The 18,464-nt window shown below is 49.8% G+C and carries 15 protein-coding genes; 9 read left to right on the forward strand and 6 right to left on the reverse strand.

Annotated features, from left to right (window positions below; all coding sequences use genetic code 11):
• Window position 1 precedes the first annotated feature (1 nt).
• From AC2A06_RS10160 to pilM, 3 genes are read right to left on the reverse strand one after another with little or no spacing between them, the layout of a single operon-like run.
• On the reverse strand, window positions 2-916 hold the full coding sequence (locus AC2A06_RS10160; protein WP_473196574.1) for a hypothetical protein: 915 nt from the start codon (window positions 914-916) through the stop codon (window positions 2-4).
• A complete protein-coding gene (locus tag AC2A06_RS10165) occupies window positions 909-1,445 on the reverse strand; it encodes a PilN domain-containing protein (RefSeq protein ID WP_484380181.1) in 537 nt (178 codons plus the stop codon). The genes AC2A06_RS10160 and AC2A06_RS10165 overlap by 8 nt, the downstream gene beginning before the upstream one ends.
• Window positions 1,445-2,287: a type IV pilus biogenesis protein PilM gene (gene pilM, locus AC2A06_RS10170; RefSeq protein ID WP_484380230.1), complete on the reverse strand. Its 843-nt coding sequence runs from the start codon at window positions 2,285-2,287 to the stop codon at window positions 1,445-1,447. Before pilM ends, AC2A06_RS10165 begins: the two co-directional genes overlap by 1 nt.
• Before the next feature lie 121 nt (window positions 2,288-2,408).
• Here pilM and mrcA point away from each other — a divergent pair, with 121 nt between their 5' ends.
• Window positions 2,409-4,967: a peptidoglycan glycosyltransferase/peptidoglycan DD-transpeptidase MrcA gene (gene mrcA, locus AC2A06_RS10175; protein WP_484380182.1), complete on the forward strand. Its 2,559-nt coding sequence runs from the start codon at window positions 2,409-2,411 to the stop codon at window positions 4,965-4,967.
• Window positions 4,968-5,025: 58 nt separating this feature from the next.
• Here mrcA and nudE read toward each other — a convergent pair whose 3' ends face one another.
• A complete protein-coding gene (gene nudE / locus AC2A06_RS10180; RefSeq protein ID WP_023489039.1) occupies window positions 5,026-5,601 on the reverse strand; it encodes an ADP compounds hydrolase NudE in 576 nt (191 codons plus the stop codon).
• Window positions 5,602-6,247: 646 nt separating this feature from the next.
• Between nudE and AC2A06_RS10185 the strand changes: the two genes are divergently transcribed.
• The 5 genes from AC2A06_RS10185 (at window position 6,248) to pckA (ending at window position 12,291) form a co-directional block, all read left to right on the forward strand.
• Entirely contained in the window at window positions 6,248-8,380 is a 2,133-nt protein-coding gene (locus tag AC2A06_RS10185; protein ID WP_484380183.1) for an IgaA/UmoB family intracellular growth attenuator, read from the forward strand.
• Window positions 8,381-8,482: 102 nt separating this feature from the next.
• Window positions 8,483-9,163 carry a GMP/IMP nucleotidase gene (yrfG, locus tag AC2A06_RS10190; RefSeq protein WP_484380184.1) on the forward strand — a complete coding sequence of 227 codons (681 nt, stop codon included), beginning with the start codon at window positions 8,483-8,485 and terminating at the stop codon, window positions 9,161-9,163.
• Entirely contained in the window at window positions 9,160-9,570 is a 411-nt protein-coding gene (gene hslR / locus AC2A06_RS10195; RefSeq protein WP_023490573.1) for a ribosome-associated heat shock protein Hsp15, read from the forward strand. Before yrfG ends, hslR begins: the two co-directional genes overlap by 4 nt.
• Window positions 9,571-9,596: 26 nt before the next feature.
• Window positions 9,597-10,475: an Hsp33 family molecular chaperone HslO gene (gene hslO, locus AC2A06_RS10200; RefSeq protein WP_484380185.1), complete on the forward strand. Its 879-nt coding sequence runs from the start codon at window positions 9,597-9,599 to the stop codon at window positions 10,473-10,475.
• 196 nt (window positions 10,476-10,671) lie between these two features.
• A complete protein-coding gene (pckA, locus tag AC2A06_RS10205) occupies window positions 10,672-12,291 on the forward strand; it encodes a phosphoenolpyruvate carboxykinase (ATP) (protein ID WP_484380186.1) in 1,620 nt (539 codons plus the stop codon).
• A gap of 83 nt (window positions 12,292-12,374) precedes the next feature.
• Here pckA and envZ read toward each other — a convergent pair whose 3' ends face one another.
• Together envZ and ompR are read right to left on the reverse strand one after the other, a co-directional pair.
• Window positions 12,375-13,745: a two-component system sensor histidine kinase EnvZ gene (envZ, locus tag AC2A06_RS10210; protein WP_484380187.1), complete on the reverse strand. Its 1,371-nt coding sequence runs from the start codon at window positions 13,743-13,745 to the stop codon at window positions 12,375-12,377.
• Window positions 13,742-14,461, reverse strand: a complete 720-nt coding sequence (ompR, locus tag AC2A06_RS10215) for an osmolarity response regulator transcription factor OmpR (RefSeq protein ID WP_023490569.1) — start codon at window positions 14,459-14,461, stop codon at window positions 13,742-13,744. Before ompR ends, envZ begins: the two co-directional genes overlap by 4 nt.
• Before the next feature lie 459 nt (window positions 14,462-14,920).
• Between ompR and greB the strand changes: the two genes are divergently transcribed.
• The 3 genes from greB to feoA all read left to right on the forward strand — a co-directional run bounded on the left by greB (window position 14,921) and on the right by feoA (window position 18,408).
• Complete coding sequence (greB, locus tag AC2A06_RS10220) at window positions 14,921-15,415, forward strand: transcription elongation factor GreB (RefSeq protein ID WP_473196565.1); 495 nt, start codon at window positions 14,921-14,923, stop codon at window positions 15,413-15,415.
• A 152-nt stretch (window positions 15,416-15,567) separates the two neighbouring features.
• Window positions 15,568-17,901, forward strand: a complete 2,334-nt coding sequence (locus AC2A06_RS10225) for a Tex family protein (RefSeq protein WP_484380188.1) — start codon at window positions 15,568-15,570, stop codon at window positions 17,899-17,901.
• A 282-nt stretch (window positions 17,902-18,183) separates the two neighbouring features.
• Entirely contained in the window at window positions 18,184-18,408 is a 225-nt protein-coding gene (gene feoA / locus AC2A06_RS10230; RefSeq protein ID WP_023490085.1) for a ferrous iron transporter A, read from the forward strand.
• The last annotated feature ends 56 nt before the right edge of the window (window positions 18,409-18,464 follow it).

The raw sequence follows: 18,464 nt of genomic DNA on the forward strand, positions 1-18,464 counted from the left end.
CTTAGCGTTTTTCCTCTAATGCCAGTACCAGGTTACCCACCTGCGGAGAACAGGCGCTGTCTATTTCTGGCATAGCCAATTCAACTTTACGGGGATGAACCTGCGCCACTTGCCAATACCCATCCAGTAAGCGTTGCTGGGGTAACAGGCCTAACCATTGCCCCTGTGGGGTCACCACCCAGCCGTAACGCAAATCCTCGGTGCCAATACTGCCTTTCAGTTGCCAGTTTTCTGGGGAAGTGATTGGGCGGATGCAGGGAACAGCCTGAGGGGGTTGGAAAGGATCACGTTCATCTGTGCTCAAGACGGAAGGCAACGGAGCAAACCCCGATGAATTGGCAAAAATCAGTGATTCAGGTGAGCTGACGCAGCCAGAATCCTGGCAATTAGCATCACTCTGTGGAGAGTTATCACCCGCCCCATCAGAGACAAGTAACGTCAATTGGGTCATCAACCCTGTGGGTTGCCGCTCGATCCTGATCTGCCCAATCCGCTGAGTTGACGATATTCCCGCCAAAAAATGCAGCAAACCGTCAAATTTCACCTGTACAGTCACCTTTTGCTGTGGTGGCTTATCTTGTTGCTGCCAGCGCAACAGCTCCCCACCCACTTGCTGGAGTAAACCAGCAATATCTCTCTCTTTTTGCGGATCAGGTTGTTCCGCAGCCTGCTGCAAGCGCAGTTCAAGTTCTTCCAGCGCGGGTAACCGATCCCATTGTTTCTGATGCTCCGCAATCTGTAATTCAAGCTGTTGCCGCTGTTGATCTAGCTGTTGATACCGTTGCCACTGGTCAGCCAGCAGCCCTATGCAGGTTAACAGCACCAGGCCAGCCAACCCCGACCATTGCAGGCTCAATATCTGCCAACCAGGTCGATTTAACCAAGGTATCAGCCAATCTGGTATCGGGTTATTCATCTTGCCGCCAAAATGCTGTCAGGATGAAAGCCAATACCCCATCTTTACCCTGTATCACGTCAGTCAAATGACTACTCCGCAACCAAGGCAAGACTGATAAACGCTGTTCAAGCAAGGCTATGGCGGCATAATGCCCACCCTGCCCATGCAACGAAATCCCTTTTGCATTATCTTCAAGTTCAGTGAGCCATAACGCTTCGGGTAACGTTCGAGAGAGTTGCTGTAGCAATAAAAGATAGCGGCGATTATGGGCCTCATTCTGCTGATGACGCTCTTGCACTGCCGCCAGACGTGCCAATTCGGCGATGATTTGTTGCTTTTGCTGGATCTGCCCCTCAAGGATGGCATATTGCTGTGCCTTTTCTTGCAGAACACGATGTTGCTGCAATTGTTGATAACTGAGTGACCCGTATATCAAGGCAAGCAAAACCAGTATCACCAGCAGTTGCAGGCAGAAACAAGATAACCAGAAGCGATAACGTTGCCGCAACCGATGGATCCGCCAGGGTAAAAGATTAACTTGATACATCAATTATCCTCATGGCGAAGGGCCAAACCGCACGCCAGCACGAATGCCGAAGGTAACGTAGGTAACGGTGGATGCAACTGGCTGAATGCCGTAAAGGGTGACCAGGGCATCACCGCTTCCGGTAAGGGCTCATCCAGTACCGTGCTGTAATACACCTCTTTAGCCTCTAATACCGGACACTCCCGGTGTATCATCGCCAGTGCCTGCCTGGCACTCTGGGCTTCCTGACAAGAAAGCGTGCCGTAGGCAAAAGGTACCGTCCGCGGTGCCACCCACAGCCACTCCTGTTCCAAGCGGTGCAACAGACCTGCTTGCGGGTCCAGGCCAGCAAACTCAGCCATCTGTGACAAAGCACTGGGAGCGATATCGATAACCTGCGGTTGTAAGTCAGCCAGTTGCAAGCAGCGCAACCACTGTTCAAGCTCTTGCTGACGCGCCGCTGTAAGCAGCAATTGATGGGTGTTGGGTTGTGCCTGACGATAATCTATCGCCAACGTCTGGCTGGCTAACGGAAACTGTTTCATCCCCTGGCTGATAATATAATCATGACGTATCGGCTCTCGTAGACGGTTATCCGGTAGTGGTAAGGTTTGCTGTAAAACCCGCTGAGCAGGTAAGGCAATACGTAACGAAATATGTCTTGGTAAACGAATACGCCACTGCTTCAGCCAGGACACTAACAGGTCAGAAGTTTCTATCTGGCTCTCTCGCAATATCGGCTGTGGAAGCCGTTGTTGCCACCAGTGCCGCAGTTGCCAGCCGTTACGGCGGCGTTGTGCTGCCAATGCTCGGATACTGTGACCTTGTATATCCAGCCCCACTTGCCACCCTTGCGAAAACATATTTTCAGCCACCTCCGTATCGTTAGATAACAAAAGAACATATCCATGTTGCAGGCTTGCCTTTATACTACTGCCCGACTGTTTATAAACTGCCCAACTGACATGAAATGGGAAATCTCAGGTGAAGTTCGTAAAGTATTTTCTAATCCTTGCTGTATGTTGCATCTTATTGGGAGCAGCCTCGATTTTTGGCTTGTACAAATATGTCGAGCCACAACTACCAGATGTCGCGACGCTGAAAGATGTACGGCTGCAAACGCCAATGCAGGTTTACAGTGCCGATGGCGAATTGATCGCTCAGTTCGGTGAAAAACGCCGTATTCCTCTCACGCTGGAACAAATCCCACCGCTGATGGTGCACGCTTTTATCGCCACTGAGGACAGCCGTTTCTATGACCACCATGGTGTAGATCCAATAGGCATTTTTCGTGCTGCCTCGGTGGCGGTGGCTTCTGGTCACGCCTCACAGGGCGCCAGTACCATCACTCAACAGCTGGCAAGAAACTTCTTCTTGAGCCCAGAACGCACGTTGATGCGAAAAATCAAGGAAGTCTTCCTGGCGATTCGTATTGAACAGATGATGAACAAGGATGAAATCCTTGAGCTGTATCTGAATAAAATCTATCTCGGTTACCGTGCTTATGGGATAGGTGCTGCCGCTTACGTCTATTTTGGTAAAGATGTCAATGAGCTGACGCTCAGTGAGATGGCCACTATCGCCGGGTTGCCGAAAGCCCCTTCAACGTTTAACCCGCTCTACTCTCATGATCGTGCCGTTGCACGCCGTAACGTGGTGCTATCACGTATGCTGGACGAGGGCTACATCACTCAAGCACAGTACGATCAGGCCCGTAGCGAAGAGTTAGTTGCCAATTACCATGCACCCGAGATCAATTTCTCGGCACCTTATCTTGCCGAAATGGTGCGCCAGGAGATGCTCAATCGTTACGGTGAAAACGCCTATACCGATGGCTACAAGGTCTACACCACCGTTACTAAAAAATTACAGTTGGCAGCCCAGGAAGCTTTACGCAACAACGTATTGAATTATGATATGCGCCATGGTTATCGTGGCCCATCAAACGTGTTATGGAAGGTGGGTGAAACTGCTTGGGACCAGAAACAGATTGTCGAGTCGCTTAAAAACCTGCCGACTTACGGCTCGCTGGTACCCGCCGTCATTACCTTGGCAAATGCTGAGCAAGCTACCGCTATCTTGGCTGACAGCAGCAGTATCGAGTTACCGCTGTCCGGCATGCGCTGGGCTCGCCCATTTAAAAGCGATACGCAGCAAGGCCCAATACCGAAACGCGTCACCGACGTGGTTCAGGCTGGCCAACAAGTCTGGGTACGTAAGGTCAATGATAGCTGGTGGCTGGCACAGGTACCGGACGTCAATTCAGCCCTGGTTTCTATCGATCCTGACAATGGTGCGGTCAAAGCATTGGTGGGTGGTTTCGATTTCAACCAAAGCAAGTTCAACCGAGCCACCCAGGCTATGCGTCAGGTGGGTTCCAACATTAAGCCATTCCTGTATACCGCCGCGATGGACAAAGGACTGACACTGGCCACCATCCTTAACGATGTGCCCATTACACGCTGGGATGCAGGTGCAGGTACTGACTGGCGTCCTAAAAACTCACCACCTACCTATGATGGCCCCATTCGTCTACGCCAAGGTCTAGGTCAGTCTAAGAACGTGGTTATGGTCCGCGCCATGCGCGCCATGGGGGTAGATTACGCAGCTGAATATCTACAACGTTTCGGTTTCCCGGCTGAGAATATCGTTCATTCAGAATCGTTAGCGCTGGGTTCCGCTTCATTTACCCCCATCCAGGTGGCTCGTGGATATGCCGTATTGTCAAACGGTGGTTATCTGGTTGACCCCTACTTTATTACCAAAATTGAGGACGATACGGGCAAAGCGGTGTTTGAAGCCAAACCGAAGATAGTGTGCCAAAGCTGCAACCTGCCGGTGATCTATGGTGACACTCGTCGTCCAGCCATACTTTCTGACGATAATGTGGAGAGCGTAGCGGTTTCACAAGAAGGCAGTAATGCCAATGTGCCCATGCCACAGCTTGAACAGGTTACCCCTGCACAAATACAGCAGGATAATGATCAGCAATATGCACCTCATGTGATCAGCACACCGCTGTCGTTTCTGATCCGCGATGCACTTAATAGCAATATCTTCGGTGAACCCGGTTGGATGGGGACGGGCTGGCGGGCAGGCCGCGACCTCAAACGCCATGATATTGGGGGGAAAACCGGTACCACTAACAGTTCAAAAGACGCTTGGTTCTCTGGCTACGGCCCCAATACGGTGACGTCAGTCTGGATCGGATTTGATGATCATCGCCGTGACTTAGGACGCTCAACGGCGTCTGGCGCAATTGACGATCAGATTGCAGGTGGTGAAGGGGGTGCGAAGAGTGCACAACCTGCCTGGGATGACTTTATGAAAGTCGCCTTAGAGGATATTCCTGAACAGAAGGTCGTGCCACCGCCGGGGGTGGTCAGTGTATCCATTGATAGGAGCACTGGAAAACTGTCCAATGGCGGAGCGAATAGTCGCGCGGAATACTTTATCGATGGTACTCAACCAACAGAATTCTCAGTGCCTGATGCAGGAATGACGCTCACCGAGCCTGGGGGGGAAAGCCAGGAGCTGTTCTAAAAACAGCGTTATTTATTATTCATCTACCTAAAAATGGCCAGAGCAATCTGGCCATTTATCAACGCCGATGCCCCCCACTTTGGCGGGCATCACGCAGGAACAACTCCGCCAGGAAAAGTGCACTGACATTACGCGCTTCACGAAAGTCCACTTCCGACAATAAGTCCATCATGTTGGCGATAGGCCAACGTACCTGAGGTAACGGCTCGGGCTCATCCCCTTCCAGGCTTTGCGGATAAAGCTCATGTGCCAAAACAATATTCATCTGACTGGAAAAATAGGATGGGGCCATGGTCAGCTTGCCAAGGAAGTCAAAACGACCAGCACCAAAACCAACCTCTTCCATCAACTCACGATTAGCCGCTTCCAACACCCCTTCGCCAGGATCGATCAATCCTTTAGGAAAACCCAACTCATAGGACTCAGTTCCCACGGCGTACTCACGGATCAATAACAAGTCATCCCCAATTACCGGCACTATCATCACCGCTTCACGTTCCGAAGGCCTCATACGCTCATAGACCCGCCGGACACCGTTACTGAATTCCAGATCCACCGATTCAACATTAAATAACCGTGAACGGGCGACCGTTTCTACTTTCAGAATTTTAGGTTTTTGCAGGTGTTTATCCATAATTACCTCAAATAGGTTAACCACCGTCTCCCTGACTATCCCTGGGTTGATGCAATTTACAGATATACCCGTCACTAATGACGCTGCAGGGTTGTTGACTACGCTCGTTCGCCCTAGTCACATAATTATCTATGCTCCTAGGGTCCCACTCGCTTGCCGCCTACCTGCAACTTCATTGAACTTGGGTTATAGATGGTCCACGATATCCATCCCGATGGTATTTTGTTCGGGTAAGCATACGCAACCAACACACCTGCAACTGACATAACCTTAGCGATCATCAGAGCCGCCAAGCGAAAAACCAGGATCCAGAATAATAATGGTGTGCCTATCACACCGGACCAAAAATACTCAACAAATAGTGACCCTCCCCCCGCAACTTGCCTAACCTTGGGGGCAAATACCACCCTGCGGACATTGTGCGTTAATTCGAACCCCTGCTGCAACCAGCCTGAATAGTAACTCAATTTTTTTTAACAAATGTAGCCAATAGCCTATCCTTTCTATATAAATTCATTAAAACCGATAAAAAAATTAGGATAAAGACGATATAACACCTATATAAGGTTTGTTATGATCACGCAAATCAGTAACAAACGAGTGCAACCGATAACACTGCGGCTTGAAAAATGATGATGGTTATAACATGGGCACAATAGTGTTGATATTCGCCTTGGTATCAGGTTGCCTGATTGCTACTGCCTTTTATTGCTATTTGAAACGCCGTAATCGATCATCCCTGGCGGGTTTACAGTTATCGAGGAAACCCGAACGCCGGAAACTGAGCACGGAAGAGCGGCGAGCCATTGAATATTATCTCAATAAATACAACGCATTAGATAATACGTCATCGTCTGGTTCTGCGCCCCTATCGGCCAACAAGTTGGCCCTGAATGCACAGAGTAACACCGTCTATGCTATCACTCATGCTATCACTCGCTATGGCCTGGCAAGCGATGAACCCAATAATTGGCGCTACTACCTGAATGCCGAAGAGATCCACTTGCCAGCGTTTTGGGACTCCTACATTAGTACTGACAACCGTGTTGAGTTAATCAAAACACAGACACTACTTCTCGTTATTTCACTTAACGGTCATTCGTTACTTAGTGATATTAATGATGCCTCCGCCGTTACGGTGATGGCTGCCACATCATCCCAAAATGCCCACATTCACCAGCACGAGAACGAATATATTGAGTTAGTGAATATTCGTCAGGAAACCCCTGAAGAACACGCCATTAACCATCCCAATGGCATAAAAGAAGCCGTTATCATCTCCACGGCTCTACTCCTGTTGTTCTTCAGTCTGATTAGCCCCATAGCCGCCACCCCCTGGATGGTTTTTATTGCCATACTGATACTCACTTGGGGGGGATGGAATCTGTTGCGACGCCCCGATGCAAGCAAACAGCAAGAGATACACTGCCTACGCGGCACACTTAAGTGCTGGGGATTGTTCGGCGAATCCAACCAGGAGCAAACCAATAATATCTCTCTGGGGATGATCGATTTGATCTACCCGCCGCACTGGCAACCTTACCTGATGGAAGACCTGGGCAAAATCACCCATGTGGATATAAAGCTCAACCGGCAGGTAGTCCGCCAGGGGCGCTATCTTTCTCTACATGACGAAGTAAAAAAATTTCCTTTACAACAATGGGGCAAGAATGCCGTGCTGGCCACCAGTTCGCTGGTGATACTGTTATTACTACTGACCTACATTCCACTCAGTCTGCCAGCAAAGTTAACTAGAGCATGGTTGCAAGGCTCACAGAACATCGAAGTCACTGATGTCCAACGACTGGAAAAAACACCTCTATCAATTGGTAATATATTGAAAGTAAAGGGTAATGGAAGGTGCTACGCGCCTCTTGATCCCCGTAGCATCAAGACCCCGGATTTTGCACCTTTCGATTGTTCAGAGATCTATTGGAATAATACCGTCACACCAGTACAGCCTGAATCCGCGGTAGCTAATAAAGCCATCGCGCTGCTGGGCGCCATCAATCAACAACTGCATTCAAACGGTACCAAACCAAATATTGACCCAAGACTGATCAATGCAATCGATAAGTCCGGTATGATTCTTCTGGCGGATTTTTCGGATATCATCTTAAAAACGCAAGATTTGTGTGGAGCAGAAACCGTATGTACGCGGTTAAAAAAGGCCTTGGTTAATCTGGGTAATACAAAAAACTGGGGCAGTCTGGTGAAAAATGCCAAGTCAGGTAACCTGAAAGGGGTTAACGTCCTGTTGCGGCCAATCAGCGCCGATGCACTGGAAAACCTCACCAAGGCGGTTACCTTGGCCTTTATTACTCGTGAAACACGTCAGGCATCCCAATTGCTTAGCAAAATACCCGCAGGTGGCTTTTTAATTTCCAGCGATGAGGGGAAGTCGTTGGTTGACCATCCGCCCCCACCTCAAACGTTCAATGACCCTCCTATACTCGACCAATGGTACGGATTACAGCGCCTCAGCAATCTGTTATTGAATACACAGTTCCAAGCTCAGGGAGTGATCACCAATATCTTTATTGATGCCAATGGTACCCGTCATATTGAATTGCACAGTGAACCCGATAAAGTCACTCAGTGGCGATACCTGGCTACCAGCTTGCTGTTGCTGACACTGGTGATGATTTTTGGCTACAACTCATGGCGATGGTTACAACGCTGGTGTAAAAGTAAACACCGCTTGACGGATATCCAACGTTATTATGAAAGTTGCTTCAAACCAAAATGCATTGCTAGCTCAATAGATCCGGACAAGTAGCCTCCGCTCTACTATCTGATTATGCTACGCTACTGTCATATACCCATTATCGTTGGGCCATCCGTGACCTGCCTATGCGTGACCTACCTATGGAGTTGTGACATGGTGCCTGAATTTGACTGGTGCGATATTGAGACCGTGGTGCTGGATATGGACGGCACCTTGCTGGATTTGGAATTCGATAGCCATTTCTGGCTTACTCTGGTGCCGCAAGCGTTAAGTGCACAACGAGCCATATCCTTTGATGATGCACGTAAAATCATCCATAAAGAATATCTTGCCGTACAACACACCATGCAATGGTACTGCTTTGATTACTGGAGTGAACGGCTCAATCTCGATATCTACCAAATGACCCGTGCAGTGGGGAATCGTGCGCGTTTACGTGAAGATAGCGAACCCTTTTTACGTGCATTACGTGCTGCGGGGCATCGTACTATCCTGCTGACTAATGCCCATCCGCACAGCCTGTCAGTGAAGGTGGAACACACCGGTTTGGACCAACACCTTGATTTATTACTTTCCACCCATACATTTGGTTATCCAAAAGAAGATCAACGTTTGTGGCAGGCTGTGCAACAGCAAATCGGCTTTGATCCGCAACGTACACTGTTTGTGGATGATAGTGAAACCATTCTGGATGCCGCCCAAGCATTCGGTATCCGTTACTGTCTTGGTGTACAAAACCCGGATTCCAGTATGGCGAGTCAAACTTTCCAGCGTTACCCGTCGATGAGCGATTACCGCCAGTTGATCCCAGCGTTGGAACGGAGAGAACCATGAAAGCCAAAACTGTATCGGATGATGATGCCGTTCGCCTCGATAAATGGCTATGGGCAGCCCGTTTTTATAAAACCCGGGCACTGGCTCGTGAAATGGTCGATGGCGGAAAGGTGCACTATAACGGGCAACGTAGCAAGCCGAGCAAAGTTGTCGAAGTTAATGCCGAAATCAAGCTACGCCAAGGTAACGAAGAGCGTACCGTGATTGTCCTGGCAGTCAGCAGCCAGCGGCGGATGGCTAGCGAGGCGCAACTGATGTATCAAGAAACACCGGCCAGCATCACCAACCGCGAAAAAGTGGCATTGGCGCGTAAGATGAATGCGCTAACGATGCCACACCCGGACCGTCGTCCAGACAAGAAGGAACGACGTGATTTAATTAAATTTAAGTTTGGTGAACACGAATAACATCTTCACCATAATGAGAGAATACCATGTCAAATCATGACCAATTGCACCGTTATCTGTTCGAAGACTACGCAGTGCGCGGTGAGCTGGTTACTGTCAGCGAAACCTATCAACACATTTTAGCCAACCATGATTACCCAGCACCGGTACAAGCACTGCTCGGTGAATTACTGGTTGCTACCAGCCTGCTCACGGCCACACTGAAGTTCGAAGGGGATATTACGGTCCAGTTACAAGGTGACGGCCCGTTAAAGCTGGCAGTGATCAACGGCAACAACCGCCAGGAGATGCGTGGTGTCGCCCGTATTGAAGGGGATATTGCTGCGGAAAGTTCCCTGCAGCAGATGCTGGGTAACGGCATTATGGTGATCACTATAAGCCCTTCGGAGGGGGAACGTTATCAGGGCATCGTCGGCCTGGAAGGCGCAACCCTGGCTGAGTGCCTGGAAGGATATTTCCGCCAATCTGAGCAATTGCCAACCCGCCTGTTTATCCGCACCGGTGAAGCCGAGGGGAAACCAGCCGCCAGCGGCATGCTATTACAAGTCTTACCTGCGGAAGAAAGGAACCCGGATGAATTTGATCATCTGGTACAGCTCACCGCCACCATTAAAAGTGAAGAACTCTTCACTCTGCCGGCGAACGAGGTGCTGTATCGTCTATACCATCAGGAAGAGGTGACATTGTATGAACCACAGGACGTTATCTTCCGTTGTACCTGTTCACGCCAACGCTGTATCGATGCGTTGATGACCCTGCCAGAGGAAGAAGTCGCCACTATGTTACAACAGGATGGTAACATTGATATGCATTGCGACTACTGTGGTAGCCATTACGTGTTTGATGCGTTAGATATTGCCGGTTGCCATGCGGGTAGTACCGATAATCAGCCACAGTTACACTAAAATAGTCTCACTCCCTGGCGGGTGGTCGTGATACCCGCCAGGTCCCACCGTTTACATGATTGCTTTTTTCCGTGCTCTACATCTCATAATGTAACTATAAATTTTCATTATGTTAAATATTTGATACCTATCGCTGTTACTCTGGTCTGAATGCTTACAATTAGCCGCAGAAATTCTGTGATCAAGGAGCAGTGACATGCGAGTTAAAGAATTAACCCACCATGATCTTGCCGCTTATGGGATCCATAATGCTGGTGAAATCGTTCACAATCCGAGTTATGAATTGCTGTTTAAGGAAGAAACTGACCCATCACTTGAGGGGTTTGAGCGCGGTGTCGTCACCACACTGGGTGCCGTTGCCGTTGATACCGGCATCTTTACAGGTCGTTCGCCCAAAGATAAATACATCGTCCGTGACGATACCACCCGCAATACCGTCTGGTGGGCCGACCAAGGTAAAGGCAAAAACGATAATAAACCCCTCAGCCCTGAAGTCTGGGCAGATCTGAAAAAATTGGTCACAGAGCAACTCTCTGGCAAGCGTCTATTTGTGGTGGATACCTTTTGTGGTGCCAACGAGGACACCCGTCTGAAGGTGCGTTTTATCACCGAAGTCGCCTGGCAGGCACACTTCGTGAAAAACATGTTTATCCGCCCAAGCGAAGAAGAACTGCAAGATTTTGTTCCTGACTTTGTGGTGATGAATGGCGCCAAATGCACTAATCCAAACTGGCAGCAACAGGGAATGAATTCGGAAAACTTTGTCGCATTCAACCTGACTGAGCGTATGCAGTTGATCGGGGGTACCTGGTACGGCGGTGAAATGAAGAAAGGGATGTTCTCAATCATGAACTACCTGCTGCCACTAAAAGGCATCGCCTCCATGCACTGCTCCGCCAACGTGGGTGAGAAAGGCGATGTCGCCATCTTCTTCGGTCTGTCTGGTACCGGCAAAACCACCTTGTCCACCGATCCGAAACGTCAATTAATCGGCGACGATGAACATGGTTGGGACAATGATGGTGTGTTCAACTTCGAAGGTGGCTGTTACGCCAAAACCATCAAGCTGTCCGCCGAAGCTGAACCCGATATCTATCATGCCATCAAACGCGATGCGCTCTTGGAAAACGTCACCGTGCTGGCTGACGGTACCGTGGATTTCAACGATGGTTCGAAAACAGAAAACACCCGTGTTTCTTACCCTATCTATCACATCGATAACATTGTCAAACCGGTGTCAAAAGCGGGTCATGCGACAAAAGTGATATTTCTGACTGCGGATGCCTTCGGTGTACTCCCTCCAGTATCCCGTCTCACGGCTGACCAGACGCAGTATCACTTCCTGTCCGGTTTCACCGCTAAACTGGCCGGTACCGAACGTGGCGTCACCGAGCCTACCCCGACCTTCTCTGCTTGTTTCGGTGCGGCATTCCTCTCTTTGCACCCAACACAATACGCAGAAGTGTTAGTTAAACGTATGCAAGCGGCGGGTGCTCAGGCCTATCTGGTCAATACTGGCTGGAATGGTTCCGGTAAACGTATCTCTATCAAGGATACCCGCGGTATTATTGATGCCATCCTCAATGGTGAGATCGATAAAGCTGAAACCATCACGCTGCCAATTTTCGATTTGGCGATGCCAATAAGCTTACCGGGTGTTGATCCGGCTATTCTCGACCCTCGTGCGACCTATGCCAGCATAGAGCAATGGGAAGAGAAAGCGCACGATCTAGCCAACCGCTTTATGACCAACTTCGATAAATACACGGATACACCTGCTGGGGCGGCACTGGTCAGTGCTGGTCCGAAACTGTAATCCCCACTGGCAGGGCAATGGTTGCCCTGCCACTTTAATCAACTTGAGGATGTTTTTGCCGAGAATACAGCAGAACGCTGTGTTTAGACGTTCTCTCTCACTGATGAAAGCCCTTGGGTGGCTTCTTTTTTGTCTATCAGCAAGGGAATATATGCACGGATACGCAAGCCTCCACGCTCACTGGCGCCGATCTCCAACTCACCCGCATGGGCATCAATAATCCGCTGAACGATCGCCAACCCCAACCCTGTGCCACTGGTGCTGCGCGCACTATCGCCACGCACAAAAGGCTGTAACAAATGCGGCAACTCTTCTGGCTTAATGCCTGGGCCGTCATCCTCAACCTGGAACCAACCACGTTGTAACTCTCGCCCACTACTGACTCTGATCCAGCCGTTACCATAACGCGTGGCGTTGACCACCATATTGACTACCGCTCGTTTAATCGATAACGGATGCACATTTACCCTCAGTTCATCCGGCAAGATATCCGTTTCAATGATCCGCTCATAGCCACTTTCTACCGCGACAACTTCGCCCAGAATGCAATTCAAGTCACAAACTTCTGTCTGCATTTCCTGACCGGTACGCAAGTAATCAATAAACTGTTCGATAATCGCATTACACTCTTCGATATCTTTATTGATCGACTCCGCCAGATAACCATCTTCGACACTCATCATTTCCGTTGCCAGGCGGATACGCGTCAATGGGGTACGCAGATCATGGCTCACCCCCGCCATCAACAAGGTACGATCATCGGCGAGTTGCTTCACTCCAGAAGCCATCTGATTGAACGCTCGCGTCACTGAACGAACTTCAGAGGCACCATATTCACGCAACGGTGGGGGAATAATACCTTTCCCCACCTGTAAAGCCGCGTGTTCAAGTTCCACCAGAGGGCGGTTCTGAATACGGATAAATAACCATGCCCCGCCTATCGCCAATAACATGATAGCCAAGGTGTAGCGGAATAAGGGTGAGAAATCCCCTTGATGGATTTCAGTTAACGGAACACGCACCCAAATATCCGGTTGCAACCAGGTTTTCAGCCAAACTACCGGTGAATTTTTGTTGACCTCGACACGCACATCCGTCGGCCCACCCAACTGTTGTGCCATCTGCTGACTCAGGAATTGGTAATGTTGCGCCCAACGCAACCCACTCTCCTGTGCCGCCGCATCGGTATACAGCGAAATACCCAACTCGCGATAGATTTCGCGCCGGAAAGCCGGTGGCACTTCCAGTAATGTGCCATCCTCCAGTTGCAGACGGTCAGTCATCAGCATACGGACTTCATAAGCCAACACTTTATTAAACTGCTGCAGACTGGGCAGGATCGCGAAATTAAGCACCACCAGATAGGTCGTCACCAAGCTGACAAACAGCAAGGTGACGATCAATAACAACGTGCGGGCAAACGAACTGCGTGGAGAAAAAGGCAATCGCCTCATGGCTTACTGCCATCCGGCACAAAAACGTAGCCAAGCCCCCACACGGTCTGGATATAGCGTGGATGTGCCGGGTCTAGTTCTACCATACGGCGCAGGCGCGAAATCTGCACATCAATCGAACGCTCCATCGCACTGTATTCGCGACCTCGGGCAAGGTTCATCAATTTATCACGTGACAGCGGTTCACGAGGGTGGATCACCAACGCCTTGAGTACCGCAAATTCACCGCTGGTCAATGGCATAGGCTGATCCTCACGAAACATTTCGCGCGTACCAAGATTCAGTTTGAATTTACCGAAGGCAATCACCGCTTCTTCCTGAGACGGCGCCCCAGGTAATTCATTGCCCTTACGACGCAACACCGCACGGATACGCGCCAGCAATTCACGCGGATTGAAGGGTTTCGGGATATAGTCATCTGCGCCAATTTCCAGACCGACAATACGATCAACCTCTTCACCTTTAGCGGTCACCATAATGATCGGCATCGGGTTGCTCTGGCTCCGCAGGCGACGGCAAATAGACAAGCCATCTTCCCCAGGAAGCATCAGGTCCAGAACCATCAGATGAAAAGACTCACGCGTCATCAAACGATCCATTTGTTCCGCATTGGCTACGCTACGAACCTGAAAACCCTGCTCAGTTAAATAACGCTCTAATAGCGAACGCAAGCGCATGTCATCATCGACCACCAGAATTTTATGGTTCTCTTGCATTGTCTCACTCCCAAAGGCTGAATTGCCGGATTATAGGCTGTGCTCCGCACTTATACATCGATATGACGCCAATATACTGACAACTATACGCTGTTGAAGTTGCACGATGTCTCTTTTGGCAACAATCCCATATTGTTAAAAAAAACCATCATTACTGATAGCAATTACTGAGATCTATTCTAGCCGAAATTGTTACAAAGCTTATCCTTTCGTTGGTAAATGCATCAATTCGCTCCATTCTTGATGCCTGCATGGTAACCGATAGGGTTGACCAAACACCGTTTTCTGATTTAACACCGCCGACTGGAGAAATACTATACCCCCATTATTGATCCCAATTTATTCAGGTAACTACCATCGTCTCACCGCTTGAAGAAACTGGGGTATCACATGATTACTACTTTATGCGAGAATTCTAGTCATTAATGCCGATTAGCCGGTGCCTGGATGGACGTTTTGATGAAAACATTGCTGATCACCCGCGAGGGTTACAACAAGTTAAAGCAGGAACTGGATTATCTTTGGCGCGAAGAACGCCCGGAAGTCACCAAAAAAGTCACCTGGGCGGCCAGTTTGGGTGACCGAAGTGAAAATGCTGATTATCAGTACAATAAAAAACGGTTACGAGAAATCGATCGCCGGGTACGTTATCTCACCAAATGCCTTGAACAACTGAAAATTGTCGATTACTCGCCACAGCAGGAAGGCAAGGTGTTTTTTGGCGCTTGGGTCGAGATTGAAAATGATGATGGCGATATTAAACGCTTCCGCATCGTGGGTTATGACGAAATTTTTGGTCGCAAAGATTACATCTCTATCGACTCACCCATGGCGCGCGCATTACTGAAAAAAGAGGTGGGGGATACCGCCACGGTACAAACACCGTTGGGGGCTGCCTATTGGTCAATCAACGAGATCGAATATATCAGGCAGAGCGATTCATTCAGCTCTTAACCTGTGCCCCGGACTCAGAGAGAAGGGGCGATGATGCTGCTGACCCCAGCCAGACCAAAATCATCCCCTCCTATACTGAGACTGGCATTTTGCCCCAGCAATACGTATAACTGTCCCCCTATCGATTTTCGTTCCTAACAGATAACTGACTTATGACTGACCCACTAAGCCGAATTATTGCAACCGAACTGCAGGCCCGACCGGAGCAAGTTGACTCCGCTATTCGCCTGCTGGATGAAGGTAATACCGTGCCGTTTATCGCACGCTACCGTAAGGAAGTCACTGGTGGGCTGGATGACACCCAACTACGACAATTGGAAACTCGCCTGAGTTATTTGCGTGAACTGGAAGATCGCCGCCAAACCATTCTCAAATCCATTGATGAACAAGGCAAACTGACCGAGCCATTAGCCACGGCAATTAACGCCACGCAGAGTAAAACCGAGCTGGAAGATCTGTACCTGCCTTATAAGCCTAAACGGCGCACGCGCGGGCAAATAGCCATCGAAGCTGGGCTGGAACCGCTGGCTGACTCTCTTTGGCAGGATCCACAACAACAGCCAGAACAACTGGCGGAACAGTTTGTTGATGCAGAAAAAGGGATTAGTGATGTCAAAGCGGCACTGGATGGTGCGCGCTACATCCTGATGGAACGCTTTGCTGAAGATGCCACACTGTTGGCTAAAGTCCGTGATTACCTGTGGAAAAATGCCCATCTGGTATCCAAAGTGGTGGAAGGCAAAGAAGAAGCGGGCGCTAAATTCCGCGACTACTTTGACCATCATGAACCTATTGCTCAGGTTCCCTCACACCGTGCTTTAGCGATGTTCCGTGGCCGTAATGAAGGCATACTGCAACTGACGTTAAATGCCGATCCGCAGTTTGAAGAAACACCACGTGAAAGCCAGGGGGAGCTGATTGTCATCAATCACCTCAATCTGCGGCTGAACAACGCCCCCGCAGATGCCTGGCGCAAATCCGTGGTTAACTGGACATGGCGTATCAAGGTGTTACTGCATCTGGAAACTGAATTGATGAGTACCCTGCGTGAGCGTGCTGAAGATGAAGCGATCAACGTCTTCGCCCGCAACATGCACGACCTGCTGATGGCAGCACCTGCTGGTATGCGCGCCACCATGGGCCTGGATCCGGGCCTACGTACGGGCGTCAAAGTGGCGGTTGTCGATGCTACCGGCAAGCTGGTTGCTACCGATACCGTTTATCCACATACCGGGCAGACAGCAAAAGCGGCAGAGATCGTGGCTCGACTGTGCATCAAACACCAAGTTGAGCTGGTTGCCATCGGTAATGGCACCGCATCACGGGAAACCGAGCGCTTCTATACGCAATTGCAACAGCAATTCCCGGCAGTGAATGCACAAAAAGTGATTGTCAGTGAGGCTGGTGCTTCCGTTTATTCTGCTTCTGAGTTGGCTGCGCTGGAGTTTCCAAACCTCGATGTATCGCTACGGGGAGCTGTTTCCATCGCCCGTCGCTTGCAAGATCCGCTGGCGGAGCTGGTAAAAATCGATCCTAAATCGATCGGTGTTGGTCAATACCAGCACGATGTCAGCCAGAGCCAGTTGGCAAAAAAGTTGGACTCGGTGGTAGAAGATTGTGTGAACGCGGTGGGTGTTGACCTCAATACCGCTTCGGTACCGTTATTGACGCGTGTAGCCGGTCTCACTCGCATGATGGCGCAAAACATCGTCACTTGGCGTGATGAGAATGGTCGCTTCAGCAACCGCGAGCAGTTGCTGAAAGTCAGTCGTTTAGGGCCAAAGGCCTTTGAACAATGCGCTGGCTTTTTACGCATCAACCACGGGGATAACCCGTTGGACTCCTCAACGGTTCACCCAGAAAGTTATCCGGTGGTAGAGCGTATTCTTGCCGCAACTCAGCAAGCATTGCAGGATTTGATGGGTAACCCCAATGCAATTCGCACTCTCAAAGCCAGTGACTTTACCGATGAAAAATTCGGTGTTCCCACCGTCACCGATATCCTCAAAGAGTTAGAGAAACCCGGGCGTGACCCTCGCCCAGAGTTTAAAACTGCACTCTTTGCTGAAGGTGTGGAAACGCTCAATGATCTGCAGGTTGGCATGATCCTGGAAGGCTCAGTAACCAACGTCACTAACTTTGGTGCCTTTGTTGATATTGGTGTTCATCAGGATGGCTTGGTCCATATCTCATCGTTAGCGGATAAGTTCGTTGAGGATCCGCATACTGTGGTGAAAGCCGGTGACATCGTTAAAGTGAAGGTCATGGAAGTCGATTTGCAGCGTAAACGTATCGCGTTGAGCATGCGCCTTGATGAACAACCCGGTGAAGGTTCAGCTCGCCGTGGCGGCGGTAACAATAGCCCTGCCACGCGTAACCCCCCTGCCCGAGCCGCAGACAACAAAGCCAAGCCACGTAACAGCTCACCAGCCGGCAACAGCGCCATGGGCGATGCACTGGCCGCAGCTTTTGGCAAAAAAAGTTAAACCGATGCCATAGCCCGTTGCCGCCAACTCCGCGGCAACGGGCCTAACGACAGCCGTCATCTGATTAACGATGAGTGCTGTCACACCCCGTCATTATTGTCGAATACTTCCCATATTGAATTTGATAATCATTCTCATTAGTATTAGTCTGTTCTTTACTCAATGGTCGGAGTAGAATGCCCTAACCAACTTACCTTCACTTTATCAATGCAGGTAGCCTGGGTAACAAAGGGTTCTGAACACAGTGTTCCAGCAGAAAAGAGCGATCATTAAGAAGGTAATATGAATCTTCTTCCTAAACAGACATATAAAATTACCGGTTTCTCCAGCGAAATCAGCCCTGCCTATCGCCAGAAACTCCTGTCACTGGGAATGTTGCCCGGCTCGCTATTTAACGTCGTGCGGGTGGCACCACTGGGTGATCCCATTGAAATAAAAACTCACCGCGTCAGCCTGGTGCTGCGGAAAAAAGATTTAGACCTGATTCTGCTTGAGAATCAACCGTAGCAGGTTATCCGCCTGCCGCCGTTTTTGCCGTCTTAACTGACTGACGGGTATCACGT

It is taken from the genome of Serratia sp. HNCC26DJ244, assembly GCF_057180565.1.

Coding starts and splice junctions, on each gene's coding strand:
- AC2A06_RS10160 (WP_473196574.1), bottom strand. CDS start 916: ATGAATAACCCGATACCAGATTGGCTGATACCTTGGTTAAATCGACCT.
- hslO (WP_484380185.1), top strand. CDS start 9,597: ATGTCAAATCATGACCAATTGCACCGTTATCTGTTCGAAGACTACGCA.
- yrfG (WP_484380184.1), top strand. CDS start 8,483: ATGGTGCCTGAATTTGACTGGTGCGATATTGAGACCGTGGTGCTGGAT.
- AC2A06_RS10185 (WP_484380183.1), top strand. CDS start 6,248: ATGGGCACAATAGTGTTGATATTCGCCTTGGTATCAGGTTGCCTGATT.
- pckA (WP_484380186.1), top strand. CDS start 10,672: ATGCGAGTTAAAGAATTAACCCACCATGATCTTGCCGCTTATGGGATC.
- AC2A06_RS10225 (WP_484380188.1), top strand. CDS start 15,568: ATGACTGACCCACTAAGCCGAATTATTGCAACCGAACTGCAGGCCCGA.
- ompR (WP_023490569.1), bottom strand. CDS start 14,461: ATGCAAGAGAACCATAAAATTCTGGTGGTCGATGATGACATGCGCTTG.
- hslR (WP_023490573.1), top strand. CDS start 9,160: ATGAAAGCCAAAACTGTATCGGATGATGATGCCGTTCGCCTCGATAAA.
- envZ (WP_484380187.1), bottom strand. CDS start 13,745: ATGAGGCGATTGCCTTTTTCTCCACGCAGTTCGTTTGCCCGCACGTTG.
- pilM (WP_484380230.1), bottom strand. CDS start 2,287: ATGTTTTCGCAAGGGTGGCAAGTGGGGCTGGATATACAAGGTCACAGT.
- nudE (WP_023489039.1), bottom strand. CDS start 5,601: ATGGATAAACACCTGCAAAAACCTAAAATTCTGAAAGTAGAAACGGTC.
- greB (WP_473196565.1), top strand. CDS start 14,921: ATGAAAACATTGCTGATCACCCGCGAGGGTTACAACAAGTTAAAGCAG.
- AC2A06_RS10165 (WP_484380181.1), bottom strand. CDS start 1,445: ATGTATCAAGTTAATCTTTTACCCTGGCGGATCCATCGGTTGCGGCAA.
- feoA (WP_023490085.1), top strand. CDS start 18,184: ATGAATCTTCTTCCTAAACAGACATATAAAATTACCGGTTTCTCCAGC.